The organism is Pseudomonas sp. HT11 (assembly GCF_044875395.1).
Lineage (GTDB): Bacteria > Pseudomonadota > Gammaproteobacteria > Pseudomonadales > Pseudomonadaceae > Aquipseudomonas.
Genome location: NZ_CP173217.1, coordinates 1,963,483 through 1,978,474 on the forward strand (window position 1 = coordinate 1,963,483; position 14,992 = coordinate 1,978,474).

The 14,992-nt window shown below is 61.6% G+C and carries 12 protein-coding genes; 6 read left to right on the forward strand and 6 right to left on the reverse strand.

The window, feature by feature from the left end:
* Positions 1-26: 26 nt before the first annotated feature.
* Positions 27-443, reverse strand: a complete 417-nt coding sequence (locus ABWL43_RS08970) for an OsmC family protein (RefSeq protein ID WP_145164970.1) — start codon at positions 441-443, stop codon at positions 27-29.
* Positions 444-584: 141 nt separating this feature from the next.
* On the opposite strand from ABWL43_RS08970, the gene ABWL43_RS08975 reads away from it, so the two are divergent.
* Both ABWL43_RS08975 and ABWL43_RS08980 read left to right on the forward strand, forming a co-directional pair.
* On the forward strand, positions 585-1,607 hold the full coding sequence (locus tag ABWL43_RS08975) for an amidohydrolase family protein (RefSeq protein ID WP_262210679.1): 1,023 nt from the start codon (positions 585-587) through the stop codon (positions 1,605-1,607).
* Between the two features lie 97 nt (positions 1,608-1,704).
* Positions 1,705-3,330 (forward strand): methyl-accepting chemotaxis protein, encoded by a 1,626-nt coding sequence (locus ABWL43_RS08980; RefSeq protein ID WP_262210677.1) that lies wholly within the window; start codon positions 1,705-1,707, stop codon positions 3,328-3,330.
* A gap of 177 nt (positions 3,331-3,507) precedes the next feature.
* On the opposite strand, the gene fabB is transcribed toward ABWL43_RS08980, so the two are convergent.
* From fabB to ABWL43_RS09005, 5 genes are all read right to left on the reverse strand, one after another.
* Positions 3,508-4,728, reverse strand: a complete 1,221-nt coding sequence (gene fabB, locus ABWL43_RS08985; protein WP_106576728.1) for a beta-ketoacyl-ACP synthase I — start codon at positions 4,726-4,728, stop codon at positions 3,508-3,510.
* Between the two features lie 11 nt (positions 4,729-4,739).
* On the reverse strand, positions 4,740-5,255 hold the full coding sequence (fabA, locus tag ABWL43_RS08990; RefSeq protein ID WP_003210552.1) for a 3-hydroxyacyl-[acyl-carrier-protein] dehydratase FabA: 516 nt from the start codon (positions 5,253-5,255) through the stop codon (positions 4,740-4,742).
* A 249-nt stretch (positions 5,256-5,504) separates the two neighbouring features.
* Positions 5,505-7,406: an ATP-binding protein gene (locus ABWL43_RS08995; RefSeq protein ID WP_404487447.1), complete on the reverse strand. Its 1,902-nt coding sequence runs from the start codon at positions 7,404-7,406 to the stop codon at positions 5,505-5,507.
* A complete protein-coding gene (locus ABWL43_RS09000) occupies positions 7,403-8,332 on the reverse strand; it encodes an ABC transporter substrate-binding protein (protein WP_404487448.1) in 930 nt (309 codons plus the stop codon). The genes ABWL43_RS08995 and ABWL43_RS09000 overlap by 4 nt, the downstream gene beginning before the upstream one ends.
* A gap of 1 nt (position 8,333) precedes the next feature.
* The gene (locus ABWL43_RS09005; protein ID WP_404487449.1) at positions 8,334-10,454 is read right to left on the reverse strand and encodes a TonB-dependent receptor plug domain-containing protein; all 2,121 of its coding nucleotides are present in this window, start codon (positions 10,452-10,454) and stop codon (positions 8,334-8,336) included.
* A 195-nt stretch (positions 10,455-10,649) separates the two neighbouring features.
* Between ABWL43_RS09005 and ABWL43_RS09010 the strand changes: the two genes are divergently transcribed.
* The 4 genes from ABWL43_RS09010 (at position 10,650) to ABWL43_RS09025 (ending at position 14,984) form a co-directional block, all read left to right on the forward strand.
* Entirely contained in the window at positions 10,650-11,675 is a 1,026-nt protein-coding gene (locus ABWL43_RS09010) for an NAD(P)H-dependent glycerol-3-phosphate dehydrogenase (RefSeq protein WP_404487450.1), read from the forward strand.
* Positions 11,676-11,685: 10 nt separating this feature from the next.
* On the forward strand, positions 11,686-12,033 hold the full coding sequence (locus tag ABWL43_RS09015) for a DUF4389 domain-containing protein (RefSeq protein ID WP_119739584.1): 348 nt from the start codon (positions 11,686-11,688) through the stop codon (positions 12,031-12,033).
* Complete coding sequence (gene sixA / locus ABWL43_RS09020; RefSeq protein ID WP_242193686.1) at positions 12,030-12,479, forward strand: phosphohistidine phosphatase SixA; 450 nt, start codon at positions 12,030-12,032, stop codon at positions 12,477-12,479. Before ABWL43_RS09015 ends, sixA begins: the two co-directional genes overlap by 4 nt.
* Positions 12,480-13,334: 855 nt before the next feature.
* Positions 13,335-14,984 (forward strand): AMP-binding protein, encoded by a 1,650-nt coding sequence (locus ABWL43_RS09025; protein ID WP_404487451.1) that lies wholly within the window; start codon positions 13,335-13,337, stop codon positions 14,982-14,984.
* The last annotated feature ends 8 nt before the right edge of the window (positions 14,985-14,992 follow it).

A 14,992-nucleotide genomic window follows, 5' to 3' on the forward strand; every position in this document is an offset into this window, starting at 1 on the left:
ATAACCCGCTCGACGGGAGGTTGGCGCTATTGGCTGAAAGCGCCTTCGGACAGTGTGGTCTCGATGGTGACGTCGGCGGTGGTCATCAGTTTGTGTACCGGGCAGCGATCGGCGACGTGGTGCAGCTCATCGCGCTGTGCGTCGGTGAGCACGCCTTTGAGGGTCAGCTTGACGTTGAGTTTGTATTTGCCTTTTTGCTCCTCGGTGCTGTCGTGGGTGACTTCCACGGTCACGCCGGTCAGCGGGATGTCTTTCTTCTGGGCGTAGAGCTTGACGGTCAAGGCCTTGCACGAGGCCAGGGCAGCATCGAAATAGTCGTGGGGGGAGGGCGCCGAGTCGTCGCCGCCCAGGCTCTTGGGCAGGTCGGTGAACAGTTCGTGGTTATTGATGTTCACACTGTGGCGAAAATTGTCGTGGTTCAGGGTGTTGACGGTAACAGGCATGGTGAACCTCACAAGGTTGGCAGGATGAAGGTCATGCAGTTATAGAACATGCTGGCACTTAGGTGTTCCGCGTTTTTTGGCCGATGAACCGTGGCGCAGGGCACACGGTCTACCCGTATTAGCCGATATTGAGGTTCTACCGTGCCCCTGACCCGCCTGAGTCTCGCCCTGCTGCTCGCCGCCGCCAGCGTTGCGGTGCAGGCGCGCGACTATGCCTACAGCGACGCGCACCTGCACTACGTGGATTTTTTCCAGGAAACGGCGGGCATGGATACATTGCTCAAGGCGATGGCCGACGCCCACATCGAACACGTGATGATTTCCGGTATTCCCGTCGCTAAAAAATGGCACGAAGACGAACCCAAGCGCCCGCGTTACTACGCCGGGGACGATGCCGATGCCTATTGGTACAGCGCCACTGACGTGATCGTTGCGGCTGCGGTGAACAAACTCACACCTGAGCAGCGTCGGCACTTTCACCCGTTTTTATCCGGCTTCAACCCTAACGACAAAAATTCCGCGGCCCATATCCAGCGCATGCTGGATCTCAACCCCGGGCTTTGGCAGGGCATCGGTGAGGTGTTCACGCGCCACGATGACCTCACGGCCTTGACCGCCGGCGACACCCCGCGCGCCAACAACGAAGCCATGAGGCGCATCTATCACCTCGCCGCCGAAAACGATCTGCCGGTGATGCTGCACGCCAACATTACCTCCAAGCGCGAGCGCAACCCGCTGTACCTGCCGGAGGTGGAAGAATCGCTGCGCAACCACCCGCACACCCGCTTTATCTGGGCCCATGCCGGCACCAGCAAAGAGATTCACCGTCATCAGGTGCAGATGGACTTTCTTCTGCCGACCTTGAACCGCCTGCTTGAGGCGTACCCCAATCTCTACATTGACCTGTCCTGGAGCATGCTCACGCCGTACTTGCTCGATGAAGCGGGCAAGCCTCGGCCCGAGTGGGTAGAGCTGGTAGAGCGCTTCCCGGAGCGTTTTATGCTGGGTTCGGATGTTGTAGGGCGCTTCAGCAAGCTCGGTAAGGAAATGCATCGCTTTGCACCCTTTCTCGACGCTCTGCCCGAGGAGGTAGCCCGCAAGGTAGCGCGAGACAACTTCCTGGCGGTTCTGCCGAAATCAGCTCGCGATGAGCAAGCACATTGATATCGCCTTTTCGTCTTACGCAATCTTGAACACGGGCCGATACCTTTCAGGAGACCCGCTGCAGGTGGATGCAGCGCATTTGGAAGGAATCCAGGCAATGAGTATGCGTAGTCTGAATATCGCCCCCCGCGCCGGTTTGGGCTTTGGCGTGCTGGCATTGATGGTGTTCGCCTTGGGCGGCTTTGCCCTGTTGCAGATGGCCAATATGCGCCAGCAGTCGGATCAGGTCGAAAACAACTGGTTGCCCAGCGTGATGGCGGTGGGGGAGATGAGCCAGGACCTGTTGCGTGTTCGTGCGCTGACCCTGCGCTTGCTGGTCAATCGTGACCCACAGGCGCTGGCGCAGAACGAGCAGAAACTCACCGAGCTCAAAAGTGGCCTGAACCGTGCGCAAACCCTTTATGAAGCGCTGATTGTGTTGCCCGAAGAGCGCACGCTGTTTGATCGCTTCAAGGCCGGGGAGCAGCAATACCTGCAGCGCCAGGAGCAGGTCATGACGTTCTCCAAGGCCAATCGGTTGGAAGACGCAATCAAGGTGGTCAACGGCGAGATGAATCAACTTGCCGATGAGATGGCCGGGACGCTGCACGACCTGGTGGCCTTGAACAAGGCCAGTGCCAATCAGGCTGCGAGCCTGGCGCAACGGGTGTTCGCTCAATCTCGCACTTGGGTGGTCGGCATGATCGTGGTCACCGCGCTGATCACCATCGGGCTGGCGGTGTGGCTGACTCGCAGTATCGTGCTGCCGCTGGCACAGTCGTTGAAAATCGCCCAGGGCGTGGCCAGTGGCGACTTGACGGGTGAGATCAGCGTGACGGGCAGCGACGAGCCGGCACGTTTGCAGCAGGCGCTCAAAGGTATGCAGGAGAACCTGCGCGACACCATTCGGCGCATTGCCGAATCGTCCAACCAATTGGCCTCGGCGTCCGAAGAGCTCAGTTGCGTCACCGAAGACGCTACCCGCGGCTTGCACCAGCAGAATCAGGAAATCGAGCAGGCGGCGACAGCGGTTAATCAGATGACGGCGGCGGTGGAAGAGGTGGCGAGCAACGCCGTGGCGACGTCACAAGCCTCGCGTGAGTCTGACCGCATTGCCCAGCAGGGGCGTGAACAGGTGCACCAGACGGTCGAGTCGATCGAGGCCCTGGCCACGGATGTGACCGCCAATGCGACCCAGGTCGAGGAGCTGGCGCAAAAGGTGTATGGCATCAGCAAAGTGCTGGATGTGATTCGCTCAATTGCCGAGCAGACAAATTTGCTGGCCTTGAATGCGGCGATTGAAGCGGCCCGCGCCGGGGACGCCGGGCGTGGGTTTGCGGTGGTCGCCGATGAAGTGCGGGCCTTGGCCCACCGCACGCAACAGTCGACCCAGGAAATCGAGCAGATGATCAGCGCAATTCAACAGGGCACCGATCAGGCCGTGAGTTCGATGCAGCAGAGCAATACGCGGGCACGGTCCACGTTGGGCATCGCCAAGTCGGCGGGCACGGCGCTGGAAGAGATTGCGTCGGCGTTTACGCTGATCAACGAGCGTAACCTGGTGATTGCCAGCGCGTCGGAGCAGCAGGCCGCGGTGGCGCGCGAGGTGGATCGCAACTTGATGAATATTCGCGATTTGGCGCATCAGACGTCGACCGGGGCGAATCAGACCAGTGCGGCGAGCCAGGAGCTGTCGCGGTTGGCGGTGGATCTGAACACGATGGTGGCGCGGTTTTCGGTGTAGGGCCGTAAACCGAGTTGACGCTATCGCAGGCAAGCCAGCTCCCACACTTTGATGTGTGACCACAGTCAAATGTGGGAGCTGGCTTGCCTGCGATGCGGCGACTCGGTCTCAAATCCAGCCACCCATAAAAAAGCCCCGAACCAGTCGGGGCTTTTTCACATGCTCAGCTTACAGGTCTTACTTACCCTGCCAGCGTTTCAGCACCAGGGTGGCGTTAGTGCCACCGAAGCCGAAGCTGTTGCTCATCACGGTGTCGATTTTTGCGTTCTCGACGGTCTTGGTCAGGATCGGCATATCGGCGACGACCGGGTCGATCTCTTCGATGTTGGCCGAACCGGCCATGAAGTTGCCTTCCATCATCAGCAGGCAGTAGATCGCTTCGTGAACGCCAGCGGCGCCCAGGGAGTGACCAGACAGGCTCTTGGTGGAGCTGATGGCCGGAGCCTTGTCGCCGAATACCGCACGCACGCCTTCCATTTCCTTGGCGTCGCCGACCGGGGTCGAAGTGCCGTGGGTGTTCAGGTAGTCGATTGGCGTATCCACGGTGGACATGGCCATCTGCATGCAACGGATAGCGCCTTCGCCGCTTGGCGCAACCATGTCGTAGCCGTCGGACGTGGCGCCGTAACCGACGATTTCCGCGTAGATCTTCGCACCGCGGGCCAGAGCGTGTTCCAGCTCCTCGACCACGACCATGCCGCCACCGCCGGCGATGACGAAACCGTCACGCTTGGCGTCGTAGGCGCGGGAGGCCTTTTCCGGGGTTTCGTTGTACTGGGTGGACAGTGCGCCCATGGCGTCGAACAGGAACGACTGGCTCCAATGCTCTTCTTCACCGCCGCCAGCGAAAACGATGTCTTGCTTGCCCAGCTGGATTTGCTCGACCGCAGTGCCGATGCAGTGAGCGCTGGTGGCGCACGCGGAGGAGATCGAGTAGTTCACGCCCTTGATCTGGAACGGCGTGGCCAGGCAGGCCGAAACGGTGCTGCCCATGGTCCGCGTTACACGGTACGGGCCAACGCGTTTCACGCCTTTTTCGCGCAGGATGTCCAACGCTTCCATCTGGTTGAGGGTCGATGCGCCGCCAGAGCCGGCGATCAGGCCGGTGCGTACGTTCGATACCTGGTCTTCGCTCAGGCCGGAATCGGCGATGGCGTCTTTCATGGCCAGGTAGGCGTAGGCGGCAGCGTGGCCGACGAAGCGATAGATCTTGCGATCGATCAGTTCTTCGAGGGGCAGGTCGATGGAGCCGGAAACCTGGCTACGCAGACCCATTTCGGCATATTCCGGGTTGAAGCGGATGCCAGGGCGACTTGCACGCAGGTTAGCGGTGACGGTCTCTTTGTCATTGCCCAGGCAAGAAACAATGCCCAGACCAGTGATAACGACGCGGCGCATGCGGATAACCCTTAAAAGTTGTCAGTGGAAGTGAATACGCCGACCCGAAGGCCTTCGGCAGTATAGATCTCGCGACCGTCGACAGTGACCGAACCATCGGCGATTGCGAGGTTCAGCTTGCCCTTGAGGACGCGCTTGATTTGAATGTTGTAGGTGACTTTCTTGGCGGTCGGCAGGACCTGGCCGAAGAACTTCACTTCGCCCGAACCCAGTGCTCGGCCGCGGCCCGGCAGGCCTTGCCAGCCCAGGTAGAAGCCGACCAGTTGCCACATGGCGTCGAGGCCCAGGCAACCTGGCATGACAGGGTCGCCTTCGAAATGGCAGGCAAAGAACCACAGGTCAGGGGTGATATCCAGCTCGGCGACCAATTCACCTTTGCCGTACTTGCCACCCTCTTCGCTGATATGGGTGATGCGATCCACCATCAGCATGTTCGGGGCGGGCAGTTGCGCGTTACCTGGGCCGAACAGCTCACCGCGACTGCAGCGCAGCAGGTCTTCCCGAGTAAAGGCGTTTTGTTTGGTCATGCGAGCTCCTCAATAATCCCATGCGGCAGGGTAGGGCAAATCTTCCCGAACCGAATGAAGCGTTCATGCCTCATGTCGGCAGCCTACACATAGACTATTGCGTTGTAGTGAAAGTCACAGCGTCAAGGCACTGAATGTACACTTGTTCACTGAAATTTTAAACCGAGCCTGTTTATAGGCCCGTTCGGGTGCCTAAGACTGCCGCACTTTCGTGTTTCACGCCAGTCGCAGTTGGTTGATGGCGCAGCGCTATTGCACCCAACGTTGCAGTATTTGCTGCAAATCCGTGCGTTTGAACGGCTTGGCCAGGTAATCGTTCATTCCGGCTGCCAAACAGGCCTCGCGATCGCCCTGCAACGCGTTGGCGGTGAGCGCGATAATCGGCAGATTGGCGCAGCCGGGCAGTTGGCGGATCTGGCGGGTGGCTTCATAGCCGTCGATCAGCGGCAAGCGGCAATCCATCAGAATGGCGGTGAATATCAGGCTTTCGGCACTGCGAATCGCCTCGGCGCCGTCGGTGGCCAGGCTCACTTCAAAGCCCAGGCTGCGCAACATGGCTTCAACCACGGTGCGGTTGACCGGGTTGTCTTCTACCAGCAACACATGGCGGCCGTTACCGGCGCTGGTTTTGCCTTCGGCGTGCAGGGCAATGGTCGGCAGGCTTTGCTGGTCGATGGCCAGCGGAATTTCCAGGGTAAACACCGAGCCACGGCCTTCTTCGCTCTGGGCGCGCAGCGTGCCGCCCATGCGTTCGGCGAGGGTGCGGGCGATCGGCAGGCCCAGCCCGGTGCCGCCGTAACGTCTTGAAATGGAACTGTCGGCCTGCTGGAACGCATCGAACATCAGTTCTAGACGCTCGGCGGAAATGCCGATGCCGCTGTCGCGCACGGTGCAGGTGAACCACACCAATTCATGGTCGAGGGTCTGCCAGTGAGGCTCGACGGTGACCGTGCCATGCTCGGTGAACTTCAGCGCGTTACCGATCAGGTTCACCAGGATCTGCCGGATCCGCGTCGGATCGCCCTGCACCCGCAAGGACTCCATGCCCGCCGGAATCGGCAACGCCAGCGCCAGGCCGCGTTGCTGGGCGCTGTGCTGGAAGGCCTGGGCACAGCTGCTGATCAGGTCCGCCAGATTGAACGGGATATGCTCCAGCTCCAGCGCGGCGCGCTCGATGCGCGAGAAGTCGAGGATGTCGTTGATCACTTTGAGCAAGTGTTCGGTGGACTCGGAGGCCAGCGCCGCGTACTCGGTCTGCTCCTCGGTCATCTCGGTGGTTTCCAGCAGTTGCAACATGCCCAGCACGCCGTTCATGGGCGTGCGCAGCTCGTGGCTCATCATCGCCAGGAAGTCCGACTTGGCATTGTTCGCGCGCTCGGCTTCTTCGCGGGTCTGGATCAACTGGGCCATGGCCTGGTGCTGCTCGCGGCTGGCCTGGTTGAGGCCCTCGGCGAGGTTGTTGATATGGCGCGACAGGTCACCGAGCTCCGAGTCGTCGACGATCGGCAGCGGCGTCTTGTAGTCGCCTTGCTGGATCGCTTTGACCGCGTGGCCCATGGCGCTGATCGGCTGCGACAGGCTGGCGGCCAGACGCCGTGCGAGCAGGAAAGTAAACAGCAGGGCGAACAGGGCGAGAATCCCGGCCTTGAACAGAATCTCCTGTTGGCGCTGGCTGAACGCGTCGTTGGACATGCCGACAATCACCCGGCCCAGGTAATCCGCCCGCGGCGCCTTGGGTTCGTTGAGATTGTCCTGGAAAAAGTCATTGCCCAGCTGAATATGTTGCAGACGGATAGGTGCCTGGAACACTTTCACCGACAGTGAATGGTCGTGCTTCTCCGACGGCTGTTCGACGTACAAGAGGATTTTCTCGGTGCTGTCCTGAATCTCCAGGAAGCGCACGTGCGGCGTGGCCAGTGTCGCGCGCAGCAAGCTGTCGAGCACATCGATGTTGCCGGAAATCACGCCGTATTCGGTGGCGGGGGCCAGTTGGTTGGCGATTAACTGACCGGTGTGGTCCAGCTCCTGGCGCAAATCCTGAATACGCACGAAGGTAAAGAAGCTGATCAGCAGCAGGGTCAGCAACAGCGCCGGGCCCAAGGTGATGAGCTGGGTGCGGGTATTGATGTCCCAACGACGACGCAAGGTCATGGGCGTTTTTCTCCTTCGGCCAGTCCGGCGGCGACGGCGACTTCGTCAACCTGTTCGATGCCCAGTGAGCGCGCGACTTGCGGGTTGCCCACGACTTTGAAGTGTTCCGGGTACAGCGTGCGTGGCCAACTGGCCGGCGGGTGGTTCAGCAGTCGGTCGAGCACGTCGAGCCAGTCAGCCTGGTCGCTGTAGGTGCTGGCCAGGCTGCCGGCCTTGACGAACCCGGCATTGGGGCCCACCAACGGCAGTTGCTGGGCATAGCTGCTGAGCAACAGGTTCTTCACGGTCTTGGGGTTGTACAGCTGCGGGTCGTCAAGGCCGAGCAACACATCGCTGTTCTTGAACAGGTTCAGCAAGGGGCGACTGTCATTAATGTTGTCCCAGCGCTGCGGCACAATTTCCAGCCCCATGGGCGCCGCATACTGACGCAGCTCCTGCAGCAGGAATTCACTGTCGATGCCGTAAAGCACGCCGATGCGTCGGTATTGGGGCAGGATGCTGGCGATCAGCCTCAACTGGCGTTCCAGCGGCGGGTCGCTCCACAACAGGCTGATTCTGGCCGGATGTGTGCTGCCTAGCCGCTGGCGCGCTTGCAGGCGGCTGATGCGCAGTACCAGGGTCGGCGGGCCCTGGGCATCCTGCAGGCGCCAGTCAAGACCGGGCAGGTCCAACAGGATCAGGCGGGTGCTGGCCGGCAACTGGCTCGGTGCCGGCAAGTCTTTGAGCGGGGTGAAGGTCACATGGTCGTCGGGGCGGCGCTGGGCAAGGGCCAGGGCGAAGGCCTGGACGCCGGCACCGTCTTCGGCGGCGGTCAGCAGGATGTCGGCGCTCCACACCGGCGCACTCAGCAGCAGGCACGCCAACAGCACGCCTCGCCGCCAGAGCCGGGGAAAAAACCGCAGGGTCATCCGTGACTGATCGCCCATGTCAGAACTCTAACTCCGCGCTGAAGTAGAGCACGTGGCGACTGTCGTAATTGTTGTCGGCCCAGGTGGTGGGCTGGTTATCGAGGCGTTGTTGCAACATGCCGGCCAGCTCCACATTGGCGTTGCCCAAGGCAATGCGCTTGGCCATCCGCAGGTCGACCCGTTCGAAGCGATACCTGTTGAGCGCGTCGTCGCCATAGTAGAACAACGCGCTGGACCAGCCCTGGCCCCATTCACGCAGCCAGCCGGCCGAGCCGCTGTTGCGTGCGGTTTGTGCCTTGTCCAGCGGGTTGCTTGAAGCGGCGTCGACGTAAGCATAGGTCAGCCGCAGGCGGTCGGCGTTGCTCATGCGCCAGTCGAACTGCGACTCGGCGCCGTTAAACCGTGCGCTGTTGGCGTTGCTGGCAATGTATTGGTTGTTGCGCAGTGGCGAGCTGATCATGTCGGTGATTTCGTCGTAGAACAGTTTCACGTCGACATTCAGCCCAAGGTCGGCAAAGAAGCCGTTGTAGCCCAGCTCGCGCGAGCGCATCAACTCTTTATCGAGGTTGCCGGGGCCGCGAGTTACCACAAAATATTGCCCGGAGTTTTGCCCATAGGCCGGGGAGCTGAGATTGGTGACGCGATAGCTCCAGTTGACGTTGTTCTCGAACATGTCCGGCGAGCGAATCGCCTCGGAATACACCGCGCGCAGGCCGTGGCGCGGGTTGATCAGGTAATTGACCGCCACCCGCGGCGTCAGCGAGTTGCCGCTCAAGTGGGTGTCTTCGTACATCGCGCCACCTTGCAGCAGCCAGTGTTCGCTGGCGCGCCATTCCAGGTGGCCGAACAGGCGCCAGGTGGTGTCGTCGAGGGTGCCGTTGAAGTAAGTGTCGGAATCGGCGCGGTCGTAGCGGTAGTTCATGCCGCTGACCAGGCGCAGGCTGTCGGACAGGCTCAGGGTGTCCTGAAGCTCAATGTCATAGCGGCTTTCGCGGGTGCTTTGGTCGATATTGCCGCACACGCTCTGGCTGGCACCCTGGCGCCACTGGTCCAGCACCTGGTTGCCGAGTGCTTGTTCGGCGGCGGTGCCGGACGGGGCCGTGCCCTTGCTGTAGATGTCCATGTGGCGGGCCAACTGCTCGGCGTAGTTGGGGTTGAGCTGCCACAGTTGGGTCAGCTCCGGGCTGAACGACACCTTGGCGTCACAGGCTTTCCAGACCTGCTGGCGGTCCCATTGCTGGGCTGAGCCCTGGATATACAGGCTGTGTTCGGGGTTGAACTCGACGTTCCAGCGCACGGAGCCGGCATAGTCCTTGGCCGTTACGTCGGAATTGGTGCCACCTTCGGTAATCCCGGCGAATACCGGGGTGTAGGTGTAAGGGCGCTGGTTGCTGCCTTCCTTGGCGTCGAGTTGCAAATCGAGGCTCTGCTGCGCGTTCAGGGTCTGGCTCACCGCCAGGCTGAAACGGCTGAGGCGGCGGCTGTCACGGCGGTCGGCGCCGACGGCGTCGCTGTCAAAACCATCGTCCTGTTGCCCGGACATCGACAGGCGCAAGTCACCGGTTTCCCAGCCCATGCCCTGGCTGGCATAGAAGTCGTTGATCCCACGTTCGCCACGGATCACTTTGACCCGCGAACCGTGGCTGTTGGAAGGCGAGCGCGTGAGGATATTGACCACCGCCATCAGCGCATTGGCGCCATAGCTGACTGTGTTGGGGCCGCGAAACACCTCGATACGCTCGATGTCTTCCATCGCCACCGGAATATCGCTCCAGTCCACCGTGGCCAGGCCCGCGCGGTACACCGAACGCCCGTCTATCAACACCTGCATGCGCCGCGCATCGCTGGCGCTGGTGCCGTGGTAGTTCACCGCCGCCTGGTTGCCGGTGGTGTAGCCGACCATCATCCCCGGCACCAGCCGCAGCAACTCGGCGATGTCCCGCGCGCCGCTGGCCTTGATCAGCTCGCTGTCGATTACGGTCATGCTGCCGGGCACGGCGGCGGCCGATTGCTTGAGACGCGTGGCCGTCAGCACCTGTGGCAGCGGCTGACTGTCCAGAAACAGGTCATCCGCCACGGCAGGCACACTGCACAACAGCATCAACCATAGAGATGAGCGAGGAGGAGGGCCCAGATACACGGCACGGCCTTGATAATTACGGATAGCCGCCCATGTTAACTGAGGTGGGGCCATTTGCCAGTCGTGGCCCGCGCAATTACTTCACACAACGGTGGCATTTTCCGACAAGCGCGGGAATTGATACGGGGGCTGGCCGCAAGCGGGTCGCCCCGTATAATGCCGCCATCGCCACTGGTATGGATTAACGGATTGCATATGACTGAACAGCGCCCTATTGCGGTCCTGGGAGGCGGAAGTTTTGGTACCGCCGTGGCAAACCTGCTGGCCGAGAACGGCCACGCGGTGTGCCAATGGATGCGCGATCCCGAGCAGGCCGAGGCCATCCGCGTTCATCGGGAAAACCCCCGTTACCTTAAAGGCATCAAGATTCATGCGGCGGTCGAACCGGTGACCGATCTGCTGGCCACGCTGGCTGAATGTGACCTGTGCTTTGTCGCACTGCCTTCGAGCGCCTTGCGCTCAGTGCTGGCGCCTCACGCTGAACGATTGGCGGGCAAGCTGCTGGTCAGCCTGACCAAGGGCATCGAGGCGCACACTTTCAAGCTGATGAGCGAAATCCTCGAAGAGATCGCCCCTCAGGCGCGCATTGGCGTGCTGTCCGGGCCGAACCTGGCGCGGGAAGTCGCCGAGCACGCGCTGACGGCCACCGTGGTCGCCAGTGAAGATGAGGAGTTATGTGAACGCGTCCAGGCGGTGTTGCATGGCCGCACCTTCCGCGTCTATGCCAGCGGCGACCGCTTTGGTGTCGAACTGGGCGGGGCGCTGAAAAACGTCTACGCGATCATCGCCGGCATGGCCGTGGCCCTGGGCATGGGCGAGAACACCAAGAGCATGCTGATCACTCGCGCGCTGGCGGAGATGACCCGTTTTGCGGTGAACCAGGGCGCCAACCCGATGACTTTCCTGGGGCTGGCGGGCGTGGGTGATTTGATCGTGACCTGCTCGTCGCCGAAAAGCCGCAACTACCAGGTCGGTTTCGCGCTGGGCCAGGGCTTGAGCCTGGACGACGCGGTCACGCGCCTGGGCGAAGTTGCCGAAGGCGTCAACACGCTTAAAGTGCTGAAGGCCAAGGCCCAGGAGGTCGGCGTGTACATGCCGCTGGTCGCCGGGCTGCACGCGATCCTGTTTGAAGGGCGCACCTTGAACCAAGTCATCGAGTTGCTGATGCGCGCCGAGCCCAAGACCGATGTCGACTTTATTTCCACCAGTGGTTTCAACTGAGGAACGCGCCATGAACGATCCCAAAGCGGCCCCGAAATACGAGTCCATTCTCCTGCGTATCCTGTGGATGCTGGTGTTTGCCCTGGTGTGGCAAGTCGCGCAGTTCCTGCTGGGCGCGCTGGTGGTGGTGCAGTTGGTGTATCGCCTGGTCTACGGCGCGCCGAACCTGGGCCTGATGAATTTTGGCGACAGCCTCAGCCAGTTCCTCGCGCAGATCGGTCGTTTCGGCAGCTTCCACACCGAGCAGAAACCCTGGCCCTTCGCCGATTGGCCAACCCCGCGTGCACCCGAGGGTGAAGCCGCCCACAGCGTGCCGCCCGCGCCGCACCCGGTGCGTGATGAAGAGCCAAAACTGTGAAGCTGTGGATTTTGCGTCACGGTGAAGCCCAAGGGCATGCGCGCACCGACGCCGAACGCAACCTCACCGAGCATGGCCGCGGCGAAGTGTTGCGCAGTGCCGCGCACCTGATCGGCCAGCCGATCAGCGCCATCCTCGCGAGTCCGTATGTGCGTGCGCAGCAAACTGCCCACTTGGTGCGTGACGCCTTGGGGTTTGAGCCGCAGATTCGTACCGTGCCGTGGTTGACGCCTGACAGCAGTCCGTTGCAGGTCTTGGAAAAGCTCGACACCGATGACAACGTGCTGCTGGTCAGCCATCAGCCGTTGGTGGGCAGCTTGATCAGCTTTTTGCAGCATGGTCATCTGCGTCAGCCGCAACCGATGCACACTGCCAGCCTTGCGGAGCTTGAGGGGGATTTTCCGTTGGCGGGGTTGATGAGTTTGGTTGGTGTTAAGAACCCTTAGGGTCGGGGTGCATGTCCGTTGCTGCGGTAACGGCTTCGTAGGGTTCCGCTCTTACTGCGGGTCACTTTTGGCAAACGCCCGGAATGCCGGCCCAGCCAAAAGTAACCAAAAGGTCTGTGCCCCACTCGGCACCTCGCCTGGGCTCGGCCAGCGTGTATCTGTTGCTGAGATCCAAATGTGGGAGCGGGCTTGCTCGCGAAGGCGGGGTGTCAATGACACATGAGCTGACTGATCCCCCCCCCCCCCCCCCCCCCCCCCCCCCCCCCCCCCCCCCCCCCCCCCCCCGCTCCCACAAGTTGACCGAGTGCATCTGCCGGCACCGCACGGCTTTGCCTTTCTGTAGGAGCTGGCTTGCCTGCGATGCAGGCACCTCGGTGTATCAGTGACACCCAGTAGATGCCATCGCAGGCAAGCCAGCTCCCACATTCGATTGAGTTCAGCTTCCAAGATCAGGTCGGCTGTCAGGCCGCCTCGCTTCCGCTTTTGATCTAACCACTCAGGTCGGCTACCAGGCCGCCGTGCTTTTGCTTTTGATTTTGATCTTAGGCGCCCCGTTAAACCACGCTCCAAAGCCTGCGTGAGGGCACACCGAGCCTAAGCGAGGTGCCGAGTGGTGGGGCAAGAGCCTTTTGGTTACTTTTGGGCTCTTTTCAAAAGTGACCCGCCGTAAGGGCGGAACCCATATCCGCCATCACCTAAATAACGGATATACCCCCAGCAACCCCGTAACAACCCCCAAAAAAACATGCGTAACCCCCAGAGGCTCCTAGGATAAATCGCCCCCCAGTGTGTGCTATACAGTCAACCAAGCAAGTGCTTGGTTGGCTATGGCCGGATCACAAAGGAGCGCGTCCCATGCCCGTCGCTTTTCGTTTGCCGTTGCAGGTCTTCTTCGAACGTGAAGCGCGACACCCGCGCAAAACCTTTCTGGTGCAACCCATCGGCGCTGGCGAGGTGCAGACCCTCACCTGGGGCGAGGTCGGCCACCAGGCCCGTTGCGCCGCGCATTGGCTGCGTGCCCGCGAGCTGCCGCAAGGTTCGCACATCGCGCTGATCTCAAAAAACTGCGCGCACTGGATCATCGCCGACCTCGCGATCTGGATGGCCGGGCACGTCTCGGTGCCGTTGTATCCCAACCTCACCGCCGACTCCGTTGCCCATGTGCTGACCCATTCCGAGGCGGCGCTGGTATTGATCGGCAAGCTGGATGACTGGCCTGCGATGGCGCCGGGCATCCCCGCCGGGCTGCCGACCATCAGCCTGCCCCTGTGCCCGGCCGGCGACTTCGATTACCGCTGGGCCGACCTGCAAGCCTGCTCGCCGATCCAGGACAACCCCGAACCTGGCGCCTCAAGCCTGGCCACCATCGTCTACACCTCCGGCACTACTGGCTTGCCCAAGGGCGTGATGCAGACCTTTGGCGCCTTGGGTTTTGCCGCCACCCGTGGCACCGAGTTGTTCGGCCTGGGGGAGGGCGACCGGTTGCTGTCCTACCTGCCGCTGTGCCATGTGGCCGAGCGCATGTTCGTGGAATTGGCCTCGATCTACACCGGGCAAACCGTGTATTTCGCCGAGAGCCTCGATACCTTTCTGGCGGATCTGCGTCGGGCCCGGCCAACGGCGCTGTTCGGCGTGCCGAGGATCTGGACCAAGTTCCAGATGGGCGTCTACAGCAAGATCCCGCAAAAGCGCCTCGACCGCCTGCTGCGCCTGCCATTTATCGGCAAGCGCGTCGGCCATAAGGTTCTTGCGGGGCTGGGCCTGGATGCCCTGCGCATTGCGTTGTCCGGGGCGGCGCCCGTGCCCGAAGCGTTGCTGCGTTGGTATCAGCGCCTGGGGCTGGATGTGCTGGAGGTGTATGGCATGACCGAAAGCTGCGGCTATTCCCATGTGTGTCGCCCCGGCCAGCAGACGCTCGGCTGGATCGGCCTGCCGTGCCCTGGCGTTGAAGTGCGCATCGACACGTCGGGCGAAGTGCAGGTGCGCAGCGGCGCGACCATGCTCGGCTACTTCAAGGACCCGCAGAAAACCGCCGAGACCCTGACCGATGATGGCTTCCTGCGTACCGGCGACAAAGGCGAACAGGACGCCGACGGCCGCCTGCGTCTGACCGGGCGGCTCAAGGAAATCTTCAAGACCAGCAAGGGCAAATACGTGGCCCCGGCACCGATTGAAAACCGCCTGGCCGAACATGCACGCATTGAGCAAGTGTGCGTGGTGGGCGATGGCCTGACTGCGCCGATCGGCCTGTGCGTGTTGTCCGCCGGGCCTCAGGACCGAAACGCCCTGGGCAGCAGCCTCGAACGCTGGCTGGAACAGGTCAACCAGGCACTGGATAAACACGAACGCTTGCGCCAGCTGGTGGTGGTGAAAGACAGTTGGGCGGTGGAAAACGGCTTTCTCACGCCGACCCTGAAGATCAAACGCACGGTGATCGAGTCGACCTACGGTGCCGAGCTTGCAGTTTGGAGCGCGCGCAACGAAGCCATTGTGTGGCAGGATTAGGGTCGTAA

Bases quoted from the DNA above. Each gene is read 5' to 3' on its own strand.
- ABWL43_RS08970 (WP_145164970.1), bottom strand. From the start codon at position 443: ATGCCTGTTACCGTCAACACCCTGAACCACGACAATTTTCGCCACAGT.
- ABWL43_RS08980 (WP_262210677.1), top strand. From the start codon at position 1,705: ATGAGTATGCGTAGTCTGAATATCGCCCCCCGCGCCGGTTTGGGCTTT.
- fabB (WP_106576728.1), bottom strand. From the start codon at position 4,728: ATGCGCCGCGTCGTTATCACTGGTCTGGGCATTGTTTCTTGCCTGGGC.
- fabA (WP_003210552.1), bottom strand. From the start codon at position 5,255: ATGACCAAACAAAACGCCTTTACTCGGGAAGACCTGCTGCGCTGCAGT.
- ABWL43_RS08995 (WP_404487447.1), bottom strand. From the start codon at position 7,406: ATGACCTTGCGTCGTCGTTGGGACATCAATACCCGCACCCAGCTCATC.
- ABWL43_RS09000 (WP_404487448.1), bottom strand. From the start codon at position 8,332: ATGGGCGATCAGTCACGGATGACCCTGCGGTTTTTTCCCCGGCTCTGG.
- ABWL43_RS09010 (WP_404487450.1), top strand. From the start codon at position 10,650: ATGACTGAACAGCGCCCTATTGCGGTCCTGGGAGGCGGAAGTTTTGGT.
- ABWL43_RS09015 (WP_119739584.1), top strand. From the start codon at position 11,686: ATGAACGATCCCAAAGCGGCCCCGAAATACGAGTCCATTCTCCTGCGT.
- ABWL43_RS09025 (WP_404487451.1), top strand. From the start codon at position 13,335: ATGCCCGTCGCTTTTCGTTTGCCGTTGCAGGTCTTCTTCGAACGTGAA.